Raw genomic sequence first — 14,546 nt, forward strand, 5'->3', positions numbered from 1 at the left:
GCGAAGGCTTTCATTATATTTGTGCTTGCTGAAGAACTTTTTGTAACTTTTCATCAACTGAAATGAATTTATCAGGTTCGATATCACGGTTATCGATCATTTGACATTGGTATGAGACCGTTTCTTCCCATTCTTCAAGACATTCATTTTTTATATTCGTTAATAAATCGTTAAATAAATCAAGATAATATAACGATGTCTCAGCTTGATTAGTTTTTAACAAATTATTTATCGGTTCTTCCAGCTGCTGCTGAAGATTTTCCTTCATTTGTTCCTTTCCGGTTTTTTCAAAGAAATGTTTTCGGTTTTTAAAAAACTTAAAGACACTTTGCAGAGGTTCCTGATCGCATTGATTTAGATGTTCGGTAATTTCCGGTGTTTCTAATTCCGGATCAATGTTAATATTTTTTTCAAATAAAGTCCCGTATTCAGAAACAGAATGATTAATATCACTGATAAAAGCTTTAAGCTGCTTTTTAATCAATGTTTCAATTCTTACAAAGGTAGCCCGGAGCTCTTGGTCGATGTCATAAGAAAGAAAATTAATACATTCATTTAATCCTTCAGTTAATACTGTTTTAGGAGATTTGCCGTTATCAGTAAATGATGCCGGGTTAAAAAAGACATTAAATTCATCAAGATAGCGTTGCAAGACGCGTTTTTTAACATAGAAGAACCATTCATCAATATTTTGTTTTAAAAGGGATACCGGTCCATCAAAAGACCTTGACTCAATAGCTTGTTTGGCATTTGCAAATGATTGCCGCAGCTGCTTTTTCTTATCTTCTTTTGCCGAGTCATCAAGTTGTATGTTCTCAATAATCTTCTCGATGTCGTTTTTCGCCTTTTGGATGTCATAAACACCGATTTGAATCGTATGATTAAGGAGCTCATTAACAGAGAAGACTGACCAATCCTTCATAAATTGTTCCATACCTGATTGTATATATAATGCTTGGTCTCTATTGTCTGTTTTTTGACTGGATAATGCCATCTTGCTTGATATACCGTAAAGCCTTGGATTTCGAATGCCAAAGGCCGTTAAATGATCATTAACATATTTAATAACCGTTGTTTTTTCCTGTTCAGACTGTGCTAAATCAATGGCATTTACAATAAAGAACATTTTATCCAAATCAAAATTATCCTTTACGCGGCCAAGTTGAATGAGAAATTCCTTATCAGCCCGTGAAAAGGCGTGATTGTAATAGGTGACAAACAGTATGGCATCGGCATTTCTAATATATTGAAAAGCAACATTTGTATGTCTGGCATTGATTGAATCAGCTCCCGGCGTATCGACAAGAACCACACCTTGCCGGGTAAATGGACAATCATAATAAATTGAAACCGATTCGATATAGCATGATTTTTCTTCGTTGGCAATGACTTCATGAGCTTCAGAGAGATCTAAAAATAACGTTTCTCCAAGCTGCTTGTTAAAATGTTTTTCACCATTTATAACAGCTTTTAAGAAGGTGTAATGAAGTTTTTCTTTTGGTTTTAAGCCGTGGCTTTTAATATTTGTTATTTGTTCGTTAAGCTCTTCCAGCCGTTCTATTTTTTTCCCAAAGGCGGATAACGAATAATTAATATCATCAATTAACATCGGCTCCGTCTTAATGTTGACCTCAACGGTGCGATGCGGATGCTCAATTGTCGCCGGTTTAATCTTATTAATGACTGCTGTTGTCGGGTTTGGGGAAACCGGCAGGACATCTTCTCCTAAAAGGGCGTTTGCAAATGATGTTTTACCCGCACTAAAAGCCCCAAATAAAGCAATTGTAAAGGCATTTTTCTCAATTCTGCCGGCGCGTTCCTTTAACTGTGAAACGGTCCTTTTAAAACTGTCCAAAGAGGCTAAGGCAGCGGATGCATCATGCAATAATGTTGACCACCGCTTCCGGTAGGCATCAGTATCAAAAAAGTTAACATTGTCTTGATTATCATCCTTATTTTTAACAATATTTATTTGATCCGTTTCTTTTTTTAGTTTGATAGAAGTTTCTTTAACGGGCTGATCAGCAGTCTTAAAATGTATATTTTGAAATTCACGTGCCATCATTTCACGTGCTTGGCTCACAAGCTTTTCGTTGAAGGATGTTCCTCTTAAAACATTGCTAATTTCAATTGTTTTTTCTTTGAAATTCTCCTGTTCACGATATGCTGCAAGCATTCGCCCGTATTTATCAACCATTTGCTCAAGGTTGCTTTTAGCTTCTTGTGCTTCATCTTGAAAATTTCTATGCACTTTCACAGAAATACTATCTAATTTCTGAAAGGCTATTCTTTTCATTGCCTTTTTGGCTTGATCAGAGACATCATCCGCATAATGTAAAATAAATTGGCCGGATGTATTGGCACCGTTTCTAACAGGATCGGTTAATACATCTTTTGTTAGATCAATAGATAATTGATAGATCTCTCCGAACTCCGATTCATCAAAGCGGGGGATGCTTTTACAAGCTTTTATAAATACATCTCTGGCTGCCCATTCCATTGTTTGTACGTTTTTAGCGAAATTTTCATAAAGAGCTTCAAGCCGTTCGTTTTGTATCTTAACACGCTTTTTCTGGCTGTTAAACAAACCGGCTTTGAAATCTTTCTGGCAGGATTCTATATAATCTTTTGCCTTTTCTCTTGTTTCATACGGCATTAGAATCGCTGAATTTATTGCCTTTGATAGAGATTGCTTTGTTGATTCAATCCATTCTGCTTCCCGGTCAGTAAAGGCTTTATACCTTTTTTCCGCTTCTTGTTTCTCTTCTTTAATATTCTCGAGTACCGACTTCGTTGGCATTTCATCAATTGCCAATTCATCGAGTTGTTCATCCAATGTATCTTTTAAATAATTTTGATGCTCTTGAACAAGATAATCCAATGTGGCATATAGACTTTCTTTGCTCGCTTCTCTGTCCCCGTTCAGAAGGTCATTGATTTTTGTTAAAAATGGTTCTATTTGATTGTTGGGATTTGTCTTATCAAAAAGAGAAATATAATAAATGCCGGCAGGGGAAAGATCCCAGTCGGACAGGGCATCCTCAACACGTTCTTGAAATCGGCTGAAAGGCAGCTCTTCATCACGGTGCTTATCAATTTGACTGACGACCAAATAAAAAGGCTTACCGATTTTCTTTATTTGCTCGAGAAACTGAAAATTAACGGTTGATTGAACATGGTTGTAATCGCTGACAAAAATAACGACATCAGCGAGGTGCAGTGCGCTTTCGGTGGATTCCTGGTGCGCTTCAACCGTTGAATCAACGCCCGGTGTATCGTATAATTCGACCGTTTCCGGAAGGTGATTGCCGACCTGGATGTCAATTTTTTTTACTTTTTCACTGTCTCTGCAGTAGTCTTGAATCTCATCCATGTCATAAGGATAAGAGAATTTAATAACCCCTCCATCGGCAGTATAAATGTTAACTGAAGGTTCACCGCTCATTAATCTGACAAGGTTGCCGCTTGTTGGAATTGGGCTTGCGGGAAGAATGCTTTCTTCAATAATATAATTTAACAGACTCGATTTTCCGGCTGAAAAATGACCGCAAAAACTGATAGAGAACCTGTTTTTTTCAGCTTTTTTATATAAATCGAGAAACTTGCCCGCATTTATCCCGTCTCCATTTGTTTTTGCTTGAGCGTATAAAAGGGCAAGCTTCGATTGAATTAATGAATTTTCTTTTAGAAGTTGCACGGCTGGTTCCACCTTACTTTATAGTATTGTTTTCTCAATAGGATGACGTTTTATGAGATTTTTTATGTTTTTTAGGCCGCCATTCACTAAGTCCCATACCTAATAATATTAAAAGACAGCCGATTGCGCCAGTGTAGCTCATATATTCATGTTCCCAAACAGCGGAAGTAATAGCAGCAAATACCGGCTCCATAATAAAAATCAAGCCGACATGGGATGGCGTTGTGAATTTTTGCAAGGCTGTCTGCAGTAAAAACGCCATAGATGTTGCAAAAAAAGCAGTAAACAGACAAGAAAAAAGAACGTCGGGACGGCCTAACGCATGAAAATTAAATATTTTCTCCGGTCCATTAATAAAAGTGCCTGATATAAAACTGAGTATTGAAACAGTCAGTAATTGAACGATTGTTAATAACAGCGTTGAATACTGATTGGTTACTTTAGCTGTAAAAATAATATGAAGTCCAAATGCTGCTGCGCAAATAAAAACAAGACCATCTCCGGCATTTAATTTTAAAGGTCCCGTCATTGTCAGTAAATACAACCCGATCGCAGCCAAGCAAGCACCGCTGGCAACAGAAGCTGCCGGCTTAATTTTAAGTATAAAATATGAAAACAGCGGAACGAGTATCACGCTTAAACCGGTAATAAAAGCCGCTTTTGAAGAAGTTGTATAAAGCAATCCAACGGTTTGGAAAGTATAGCCTACAAATAAAAAGACACCTAATAAGGCACCTGATAAAACCAAAGGTATTGAAAATTTAGCATCTTTTTTAAAGATGACAACCCATAGAATTAAAAAAATTGCTCCAAATAAAAAACGCCAGGCATTATAGGCTAACGGAACTAAAGTTGAAATGGCGTTTTGTACCACAATAAAAGTCGATCCCCAAATAAATGCGACAAACAGCAATCCGCCATCAGCGGCAAAAGACTTTTTCATGTTTTCTTTAACTCACTGTCTTTGGATAATCGTATGGCTTTTTTTGCCAATTCATCAGCGTTTTTATTTTGCTTAGAGGGGATCCACTTTAAGAAAAATAACTGAAAGCCGCTAATTAAATCCAACGCTTGATTTAAATAATCGGAAAATGCTTTGTTTTTAACATAAGATTTTTGTACAGCCCGGTCAACCAATTGAGAGTCTGTACGAAATGACACAGTTAAATAGTCTTTATCAATACAAAATTTAAGTGCATAGAGAAAGGCTTGGAATTCAGCTTCATGATTTGTCATGATACCAAGAGGTATTGCGTGTTTCTCTTCAATGCCGTTTCCCTGGTTGATGTAAATACCGGCTCCTGAATGGCCGGGGTTTCCAGCACTTGCACCATCAAAATAAACTTCGATCAATCATGACCCTCCTTTTTGCTTAAAATTATCCTATAATAAGGATACAATAACGATGCCAATGAAAAAAGCAATTTTAAATGAATTATAAAGAAAACTGTCCAATACATTATCCCGGTGCAAAGCACAGGAAGCTTATTCAGGCAGCAGCTTCACTAACCATCAGGTGAATAAAACCCCGCTGATGAAAGTTTCACTATATTAGCTGCAGCCTTAAAAGGATAATTTAAGAAATACTATAAAAAATGAATGGGCGAAAACCGTTTAATTATTTTTTTTGATAACTTATGTTAATATAAACCTTGTTAGAGATAGTTTTACTTTATAATGGAGAGCTTTTTAGGAGGTTGGAAACCATTGATTGAACAACGTGTAAAATCAGATATTGAAATCGCTCAAGAAGCAACCCTTAAGCCTATTCAAGAGATAGCAGATCAACTCGGCTTAACTGAAGATGATTGGGAACCTTATGGAAGATATAAGGCAAAAGTTTCTGCTCATACATTAAAGCGCTTACAAAATAATCCGGACGGCAAGGTTGTTTTGGTCACTTCGATTAATCCAACGCCTGCCGGTGAGGGAAAATCAACAGTGACCGTCGGATTAGGTCAAGCACTTAACCGCATTGGAAAGAAGACTGTTATCGCATTGCGCGAACCTTCTCTTGGACCAAGTATGGGTATGAAAGGCGGCGCAGCAGGCGGCGGCTATTCACAGGTTGTGCCAATGGAGGATATTAACCTTCATTTTACAGGTGATATCCATGCGATAACAACAGCTAATAATGCGCTTTCAGCAATGATTGATAACCATATTCACCAGGGGAATGCTTTAGATATTGATCAAAGGCGCATCGTTTGGAAGCGGGTGCTTGATATGAACGACCGCGCTTTAAGAAATATTGTCGTTGGACTTGGCGGGCCGGCAAATGGCGTTCCTCGTGAAGACAGCTTTGATATCACTGTGGCATCAGAAATCATGGCTATTTTATGTTTATCAACGGATATTGATGATTTAAAAAGTCGATTAAGCAAAATGGTTATTGCTTATAACCATAGTAAGGAGCCGATTACAGTCAGCGACTTAGGTGTTCAAGGGGCGCTAGCTTTACTATTAAAGGATGCTATTCATCCCAACCTAGTGCAAACGCTTGAAAATACGCCGGCTTTTGTCCACGGCGGCCCGTTTGCGAATATCGCACATGGATGCAACAGTGTCATTGCTACGAAAATGGCTAGTAAATTAGGAGATTATGTAGTTACAGAAGCCGGATTTGGTGCAGATCTCGGGGCGGAAAAATTTTTGGATATAAAAACACGAGCCGGCGGTATCGACCCTAGCGCTGTTGTCATTGTGGTGACTGTCCGTGCTCTGAAAATGCACGGCGGCTTAGCTAAAGATGAGCTGAAAAATGAAGATTTAGAGGCTCTAAAGCGCGGTATGGTTAACGTTGAAAAGCATATTGAGACAATAAAAACTTTTGGACTCCCTTATGTTGTTGCCATTAATCATTTTGTCCATGACACCGATGCTGAGGTTCAGTATGTGCAAGATTGGTGTAATAAAAATGATCACCCTGTTGCAGTTGCTAAAGTGTGGGCAGATGGCGGCGCCGGTGGTGAAGCGCTCGCAAAGGAAGTTGTCGAAGCTATAGAAAATGGTAAAAAAGATTTTAAACATATTTACGACCTGGATACAACGATTGAAGAAAAAATCCAAACGATTGTGAAAAAGGTTTATGGCGGCAGCGGCGTTGAATTTTCCTCTAAAGCCTTAAAACAATTAAGGGAATTTAAAGAACAAGGATGGGGAAATCTGCCGGTCTGTATGGCTAAAACGCAGTATTCATTGTCCGATGATCCGAAGAAAACCGGACGGCCTTCAGATTTTACAATCCATGTGCGTGAGTTAAAAGCTTCGATAGGCGCCGGATTCATTGTTGCTATAACAGGAACTGTCATGACGATGCCAGGCTTGCCTAAAAAGCCTGCTGCGCTTAATATGGATGTTGATAATGATGGTTTAGTATCGGGATTATTCTAAATATGAGGAGCAATCGGCAGCCTTGCTTCTTGTTATCTTGACATGTTATTTTAAGTATACGATAAACCTTATAAACGGAGTGATTAATCAATGTCAATGGCCTATGAGGAATATATGAGGCAAGTCGCTAAGCCAATGAGGGAAGAGTTAACTGGTGCTGGATTTAAGGAATTAACAACTCCTGAAGAAGTTGATAACTTTATGGAAAATGCTTCAGGGACATCGGTGGTCGTCGTCAATTCGGTTTGCGGCTGTGCTGCGGGACTGGCGCGCCCTGCCGTTGTTGAATCTTTAAATAATGATGTGAAACCTGATCATCTTGTCACCGTTTTTGCCGGTCAAGACCGGGAAGCAACGGCAAAAATGCGTGAATATTTTACAGGTTATGAACCGTCGTCTCCATCAGTAGCTATTTTAAAAGGTAATGAAGTTGTCCATTTTATTCCGCGTGAAGATATAGAAGATGAAGATATAGAAACGATTGTGAATAATTTAAAGGGTGCTTACGATAAATACTGTTCTTAAAGAGGCTGTCCAAAAAGTCCGGCCCTCCTTTTTGAACACTTACTAAAAAACCAAGCGAATGCTTGGTTTTAATTATTGAGGGGGAACATTTATGAATACAGTTGCTTTAACCCAGTCCCAAAAAGAACTTTTAATCAATAAATTACAGGGGTATTTTTTCAGTGAACGTCATGAGGAACTAGGATTAATCGGTGCGGAAAATTTATTGGATTTCTTTTTAAAAGAATGTGCTCCATTAGTCTATAATACTGCATTGAAAGATGCCAAACACGTCATCGATCAACAATTTGCCTCATTAGAAGAAGAAATATATATTTTGGAAAAAAGGTGATATTGACCTTTTTTCACTGATATGTATAATATTTTATGTGCATTTGTCAATATTATTTGGTATGATAATATTTGTCTGTTAAAGAAGGTGTTCAAAAAGTCCGGGAAAAATAGCTGTCGATACTGTGGGTTAAGTGCTCCTGCGCCGAAGATTACACATGGGAGTATTTCCACTTCTCGTCGCAGCTCGCAGCAGTTCGAGAAGCTTTGCTCGGTGCTCCTCCGCTCCTCACGTATTAAAGGCATACGTTCCGGTGCTCGGAGGCGGCGCTTCCTTGAACTTCCGACGCACAGGACGTGCTAGTACTGGCGTTGTCACATGGACGTGACGTTTTTAGCCAGTGTCGGCTCTTTTTGTCCTCCTTTTTGAACTTATATTTAAAAGAAGATAAGGAAAAGGTGGTGTTATTAATGTCAGAGAACAAACCTTATCGCGTTCTGCTATATTACAAATATGTTCCAATTGAGGATCCCGAAACGTTTACAGAAGAACATTTAGCTTTTTGTAAAGAGTTAGGTGTTAAAGGACGTATACTTGTTGCTTCGGAAGGAATTAACGGCACACTTTCGGGAACAGTTGAACAAACTCAAATATATATGGATACTTTGAGAAGTGATCCGCGCTTTAGTGATATTGAATTTAAAATTGACGAAGCGGATGGACATGCATTCAAGAAAATTTTTGTAAGGCATCGCAAAGAGATCGTTTCACTTAAATTAGATGACGATATCAATCCGAATGAGTTAACCGGCAATCATTTGTCTCCAAAAGAATTCTACGAAAATCTCCAAAGAGATGATGTTATTGTGATTGATGCGCGTAATGATTATGAGCATCAGATTGGACATTTCCGAAATGCTATTTTACCGGATGTTGAAGCATTTCGTGACTTGCCTAAGTGGATTGAAGAGAATTTAAGTGAACACAAAGATAAAAAGATCCTTACTTATTGTACAGGCGGTATCCGCTGTGAAAAGTTCTCCGGGTATTTAAAGAAACAAGGGTTTAAAGATGTTAACCAGCTCCATGGCGGTATTGTTGAATACGGGAAGGATCCGGAAGTTCAAGGACGTCTCTATGATGGAAAATGTTATGTTTTTGACGAAAGAATTTCCGTTCCTATCAATCGTACCGAAGAAGACGTTGTCATCAGTAAATGCTATTACTGCGGCAAACCAGAAGACCGGTTAGTTAATTGCGCTAACCCTGAATGCAATCGTCAGCATGTTTGCTGCGAAGAATGTGAAGAAAAATATAAACGCTCTTGTTCAAAAGAATGCCGTGAACATCCACGAAATCGTTATGAAAAAGAAAAGAAATTAGCTGTGCAAAACTAGTTTTGCATTCTAAGCTTAAAGGGAGACAATGGTCTCCCTTTTATATTATCATTAAAAGATAACATGGCAGGTTTTTTACCTTAATTATTTGTGTAAAGGCAGTATTGGAGGGGAGTAAGTTGTTACATAAAGGAAATTTTTTTATTAAAACAAAACAGCAGAAAGAATTATATGATTTAGCGTATCAACACGCTGAGAAATTTCGAGAACGTGCAGCTTATTATGATGAAACCGGCGAATTCCCGTTTGAAAACTTCAAAGAATTAAAAGCTTCGGATTTCCCCGCTTTAACAGTACCGACAGAATACAATGGAAGAGGAATATCGCTATATGAGTTAGTGCTTGTTCAAGAAACACTTGGTCAAGGCGATGCAGCAACGACTCTGGGTATGGGTTGGCATTTAGGTATATTAATGGATTTAAGCATTCGCAGAGAATGGGATGAATCAATATTTCAAAAGCTGTGTGAAGAGGTTGTCAGCGGGAAAAAGCTGATAAACAGGGCAGCAACAGAACCGAAAACCGGAAGTCCAACCAGGGGCGGGAAACCATATACAACCGCTGTCAGGCAGGCGGATGGCTGGTTAGTTAATGGTCACAAGAGCTTTGCATCACTTGCGCCCATTGCCGATTATTTTGTCATATCGGCTTCGATTGAAGACAGCGATCAAGTCGGCGGTTTTTTAATTGATACACATCGCTCAGGCATTCAAATTAAAGAAACTTGGGATACCATGAGTATGCGCGCGACCGGCAGCGATGACCTTATTTTAAAGAATATTAAAGTGCCGGTTGAAGCACATGTTGAAACCATTAGAGGGGGTCATGCCAATGATAAATTGCCTCCTGGCTGGCTGCTTCATATTCCCGCATGTTATCTTGGTATCGCATTGGCCGCCAGACGTGATGTTATCGCATTTGCCGAAAACTATCAGCCGAATAGTTTGCCTCACCCTATTAAGGAAGTTCCTCATGTACAGCAAAAAATTGGTGAGATTGACTTGGAATTAATGAAGGCCAGATATTTAATGTATGGTGTTGCCGAGAAATGGGATGAAGATGAAGAGATGCGTCCCTATCTTGGTCCAGAGTTATCAGCAGTAAAATACGCCGCAACAAATGCAGCCGTTAAGGTTGTTGATTTGGCAATGAGGATTGTCGGGGGAACGAGTATTTTTCGGTCTAAGCCTTTTGAAAGATATTACCGGGATGTCAGAGCCGGTATTCATAACCCGCCAAATGATGATGCAGTCTTGGGGATATTGGGAAAACGGGTTTTCAATGATTGAAAAAGCTTCCATTTGGAAGCTTTTATTTCGCAATATTAAACGGCAGAAGATGGTTCCGTTTCCATATATCTCTGCCTGCTGTACCTAAATAGAAAAGCAAAATAAGGCCGATTGGCATCATTCATCAAATAAGCTGAACGCGTTGCACCGACGCGTCTATTTTCATTAAGTTCCTCAATCATTTGTTCGGCTCTTAAAACGCCAAGGCCATGGCCGTAATAATATCCGTTAGGTAATTCTATCGCATTTTCTCCTTGCCATTGCGGCGTTCTCGGATTAACATCAGGGTTTTTAAAATAACGGATATCGCCAATAATTCCATGGCCGTCAACATTTTCTGTTATAATGGGGAAATTTGAATCCCTATTCCAATCCCATAAATACACATCCGGGTAGAGGCGATCAAAGACTGAAGCTGATACTGTATCAATAAATGCTTTATATAAAATAATGACCATAGCTGTTGCACATTCAAACGCGTATTTGTCACCGTTTTGGAAAATATCATTAATGGCTTGGCTTGGGCGGACGCCTGATTTCAATTCAAACCCGCCTTCATTTGTTAACCGCCAATAGCGTTCGTTGCAACGTGAATAATAAAAAGTCGCAAAGCTTGCCTTGCTCTGATATAAATTTAGCGCTGCGACAACAATATAATTTCTCATCGTAACCTCAAAATTTAATTCTTCATATGAACTATAATTAAAAACAGCAGGATGATTATGTAGCTGTTGCAGAATGCTGTCACTATATTGACCATGAAATTGCGATGAAGACAATTGGCTGCTTGAAATGGGTTGATGATGAATGGTAATCACATTAATATCCTCCTTTCATTTAACAATTAGTTTATCGATGCGACTTGCTGTTGCACCGGACTTTTTATCCAGCTCATCCACTGGGGGCGATGACGCCTGCGCAAATATAATGAGTATGAAGAGAGGCGCTGCTGCATTTCATGAGAAAGCTTATTAAAATTGATGTTTAGCTGTTTCTCATAAGGGGAGAGCTGCTGTATCGTTTCCCCTGTTTTCGATGAAACGGCTTTACCAAGGTATTTAGCGTTTAACAATGGTTTAAACGGGACAGGATTTGGACTCATATCGTTTGTTTGCCCTGTATAAAATAAATATTTGCTGTTTTCTTCAAACCATTCTTCAAAAATAATTAACGCCTGCTGATTAGTCTTTGCGCTTGATAACCCTGGAATAAAGCTAAGAAGTTTCCTTGCCAACGAACTTTCCATATGATTTGATGAGTTTAAATAATTTGAAATAAAAATGAGGCACAAAGGGTTTGCGGATTCAAATATCGCCCAAATAAGATAGTGGTTCTGAGATTGGTGGCGGTAACGATAGAAAACTAAATCTACCGTTTCCTTCAAAACATTTTCTTGGTAAGAAATCAGCATTTGTATGGCTGCGCTGTCAATAATCTGCAGGTAGCCCGGTATAATAAATTCTTTGGCCCCAGTCACCAATATCCATCGAAAAGTTGTGATGATGAGATCGTGCTGATCTGTAAAGTGTTTAACTTTATGAATACCGAGGTCTGCACCATGTAAAACATTTTCAATGTGCGATAGAGCCATTTTATTGCGATCGTTAAGCTGATGCTTACATTTTTTTTCAATAATTTGTTTTGATAGTGTAAAAAGGGTTGGGAATTCCAGAGCATCTTTGTTAATAAGGCTAATTGCCTTTTTTTGATTCTCATTAAACATCTTTTTCCACTTTTTAATAAGTTCGGCAGTATCATGTTTTCTCAATTGGTTAAGCGGGTGTTCGTTCCGTTTATCTTCATAACTGATTGTCATTGCAAGCCCTCCAATATTTGAGAACATCGATAAATATATATGTGAAAAAAGAGTATTCATGTCAAGTGAAATAAGAGAATAATTAAGGGTAAAGTAACTTAAAAAGGGACAAAAAAATAGGACCGCTCTATTAAAACGGCGGTACCAATCATTTATTATGGTGAATCCGACTTTAAAAATTCATTTACTCGATCTACGAATTGTTTTCGATTATACTTATTGTAAAGGTTTGTTGCCAGTCTGACGGGATCTCCGAAGAAAAAACGTTCATATAGAATTTGCCTTGACCCGAAAGCACTCATGCATGCATCCCATGCAAGACGGAACAGCTTCACCTTATCTTCTCCTTTAGACATTGATGATTGCAAATAAAGATCAAGATCAGGTTTGAGTTCTGATTTAAAATCGGCCTCTGTCGGAATCGATACAAGACCGCTTGCACCAATAAGCTGGATAATTTCTGAGAATCGAGGGTATATCTTAGGGTAAAATTGTGTTGCGGCAAGCAATGGATCCGGATCGGGGGAGAAAACGCCCCATTGATTCATTTTTGCTTGTTTTTCGGATGAATAAATAAACCCTTTTAACGCCTCAATGCCAACGATAACCTCAGAAATTTTTTCATGAATATGCTGGTATTCGCTAATATTAATTTCATCAATCAACTTTTGCATAATCCCTAATAAAAATTCGGATTTAACAATACTTTTGCAAACGATTTGATGGGTTGTGTGAGGGAAAAAACCGCTGTCATTATATAGACGGTTATTAGCGAAAATGTTGCCGTGAATAAATACCCGATCCCAAGGAACTGTGACATGATCAAATACGACAATTGTATCCATTTCTTCAAAACGGGAGCCGAGCGGATGGTCAAAAGTTGATTTGCCGTAATCAAATGACTCCCTGGTGATAAATTTAAGGCCAGGTGTATTATTCGGAATGGCAAAGGCATAAGCATACGGCACTGTTCCATCGATTTGCGGCAGTTGTGCACCTGAGGGAAAAACAATGATTTCGTCTGTTGTTCCGCCTTGTGTAGCGAGAAGTCTGGCACCATGTATGACAATACCATCATCATTTTGATCGATCATTTTGGCAGCAATGATTTCCGACGAATCTTCGATGTAAAAGCTCCCCCGGTTTACTTGGGGCTGAATAAAGGTGTGTGTCAGAGCCAAATCATTTTCTCTTACATATTCATAGTATTTTTCCATGTTTTGTGCACATTGCTTACTTTGAACTTCTAACATTTTGGCCGAAGTCCCAAAGGTCATTAAAGCGGTATTTAAATAATCGGGTGAGCGCCCAAGCATGCCGCAGGATAGTTTAGCCCATTCTTGGATGGATAATCGTCTTTTTTCTAAATCTTCACTGTTTCTGGGAGGCAAATAAGATGTACCGATACGTTCACCGGTTGTGTCTGACTTCCAAGTCATTAAATCTTTAAGATCCGGGCGATGCTGGAGATCATAAAGCTTGGCCTGACTTTGAATAACCCCTTTAAATGCGGGGTGTTCAGAAATTTTTCCGGTAATTTTTTTACCTTCATGCCAAATATTTGTCTTTAATTGATCAATCCGATCGATATATTGTTGTCCATTGACCGCTGGCATGGCTGTCACCTCATTTTGTCTTTTCATATTTATAGTAAGAGGTTAGGCGTGTCTGAGTGACTATATTTTACAATACTCAGCGGATTGAAAGTTGTTAAATAAGGAGAGATAGAAATGAAACCAAATGATATTGTTACAACCCGTTACAAAACAGGGGAATATATTGCCAAAATTATTGAGGAACGTGATGAAAAACGGGCTGTTGTTGAGATACAAGCGGTTCTTAGACATCCGACCCAAGGGGATTTGCATCACCCCAATCAAGTCGATGTACCGCTGTTTCATCAACGGAAAGCGCTTGCTTACAGGGAAAAAGCGGTGGTTCAAACCCATTCCTTAAAGGCTTATCATCAAGAAGTTCCTGAATACAAAGAGTCTTTAAGACAATCATTAGATAAAGCTTACGAACAACTCAACAAACGAAATGACCCTTGGGCCGATAAAGCCAAGGAAAAATTAAAGGATCTTGAAAAAGATTACTTTAAATAAGGTGAAGCTTGTCTTATACTATAAGGTTGAATGAAAAGATAGAGGTGAACCTT

The 14,546-nt window shown here is 38.7% G+C and carries 12 protein-coding genes; 6 read left to right on the top strand and 6 right to left on the bottom strand.

What is annotated here, in order from left to right; genetic code table 11:
• Nucleotides 1-13: 13 nt before the first annotated feature.
• Genes ACFQRG_RS07330 through ACFQRG_RS07340 form a run of 3 tightly spaced genes read right to left on the bottom strand, consistent with a single transcriptional unit; the run spans nt 14 to nt 5,050 of the window.
• Nucleotides 14-3,697 (bottom strand): dynamin family protein, encoded by a 3,684-nt coding sequence (locus ACFQRG_RS07330; protein WP_380965207.1) that lies wholly within the window; start codon nt 3,695-3,697, stop codon nt 14-16.
• 34 nt (nt 3,698-3,731) lie between these two features.
• Nucleotides 3,732-4,640 (bottom strand): DMT family transporter, encoded by a 909-nt coding sequence (locus ACFQRG_RS07335; RefSeq protein ID WP_380965208.1) that lies wholly within the window; start codon nt 4,638-4,640, stop codon nt 3,732-3,734.
• Entirely contained in the window at nt 4,637-5,050 is a 414-nt protein-coding gene (locus tag ACFQRG_RS07340) for a reverse transcriptase-like protein (protein WP_380965209.1), read from the bottom strand. Before ACFQRG_RS07340 ends, ACFQRG_RS07335 begins: the two co-directional genes overlap by 4 nt.
• 324 nt (nt 5,051-5,374) lie before the next feature.
• On the opposite strand from ACFQRG_RS07340, the gene ACFQRG_RS07345 reads away from it, so the two are divergent.
• The 5 genes from ACFQRG_RS07345 (at nt 5,375) to ACFQRG_RS07365 (ending at nt 10,572) form a co-directional block, all read left to right on the top strand.
• Nucleotides 5,375-7,090 (top strand): formate--tetrahydrofolate ligase, encoded by a 1,716-nt coding sequence (locus ACFQRG_RS07345; RefSeq protein ID WP_380965210.1) that lies wholly within the window; start codon nt 5,375-5,377, stop codon nt 7,088-7,090.
• Nucleotides 7,091-7,180: 90 nt separating this feature from the next.
• Nucleotides 7,181-7,615, top strand: a complete 435-nt coding sequence (locus ACFQRG_RS07350) for a BrxA/BrxB family bacilliredoxin (protein WP_380965211.1) — start codon at nt 7,181-7,183, stop codon at nt 7,613-7,615.
• A 91-nt stretch (nt 7,616-7,706) separates the two neighbouring features.
• Nucleotides 7,707-7,946 carry a DUF2164 domain-containing protein gene (locus tag ACFQRG_RS07355; RefSeq protein WP_380965212.1) on the top strand — a complete coding sequence of 80 codons (240 nt, stop codon included), beginning with the start codon at nt 7,707-7,709 and terminating at the stop codon, nt 7,944-7,946.
• 410 nt (nt 7,947-8,356) lie between these two features.
• On the top strand, nt 8,357-9,283 hold the full coding sequence (gene trhO / locus ACFQRG_RS07360) for an oxygen-dependent tRNA uridine(34) hydroxylase TrhO (protein ID WP_380965213.1): 927 nt from the start codon (nt 8,357-8,359) through the stop codon (nt 9,281-9,283).
• 119 nt (nt 9,284-9,402) lie between these two features.
• On the top strand, nt 9,403-10,572 hold the full coding sequence (locus ACFQRG_RS07365; RefSeq protein ID WP_380965214.1) for an acyl-CoA dehydrogenase family protein: 1,170 nt from the start codon (nt 9,403-9,405) through the stop codon (nt 10,570-10,572).
• A gap of 35 nt (nt 10,573-10,607) precedes the next feature.
• Here the strand turns inward: ACFQRG_RS07365 and ACFQRG_RS07370 are convergent, their stop codons facing one another.
• The 3 genes from ACFQRG_RS07370 to hpaB all read right to left on the bottom strand — a co-directional run bounded on the left by ACFQRG_RS07370 (nt 10,608) and on the right by hpaB (nt 14,004).
• A complete protein-coding gene (locus ACFQRG_RS07370) occupies nt 10,608-11,390 on the bottom strand; it encodes a protein-glutamine gamma-glutamyltransferase (protein ID WP_380965215.1) in 783 nt (260 codons plus the stop codon).
• A gap of 26 nt (nt 11,391-11,416) precedes the next feature.
• Nucleotides 11,417-12,388, bottom strand: coding sequence for an exocyst complex component Sec10 (locus ACFQRG_RS07375; RefSeq protein WP_380965216.1), 972 nt, complete (start codon nt 12,386-12,388; stop codon nt 11,417-11,419).
• A gap of 155 nt (nt 12,389-12,543) precedes the next feature.
• Nucleotides 12,544-14,004, bottom strand: coding sequence for a 4-hydroxyphenylacetate 3-monooxygenase, oxygenase component (gene hpaB, locus ACFQRG_RS07380; RefSeq protein WP_380965217.1), 1,461 nt, complete (start codon nt 14,002-14,004; stop codon nt 12,544-12,546).
• 114 nt (nt 14,005-14,118) lie between these two features.
• On the opposite strand from hpaB, the gene kapB reads away from it, so the two are divergent.
• Nucleotides 14,119-14,493, top strand: coding sequence for a kinase-associated lipoprotein KapB (gene kapB, locus ACFQRG_RS07385; RefSeq protein WP_380965218.1), 375 nt, complete (start codon nt 14,119-14,121; stop codon nt 14,491-14,493).
• The last annotated feature ends 53 nt before the right edge of the window (nt 14,494-14,546 follow it).

The organism is Scopulibacillus cellulosilyticus (assembly GCF_042665295.1).
In the GTDB taxonomy this organism is placed as follows: Bacteria; Bacillota; Bacilli; order Bacillales; family Sporolactobacillaceae; genus Scopulibacillus_A; species Scopulibacillus_A cellulosilyticus.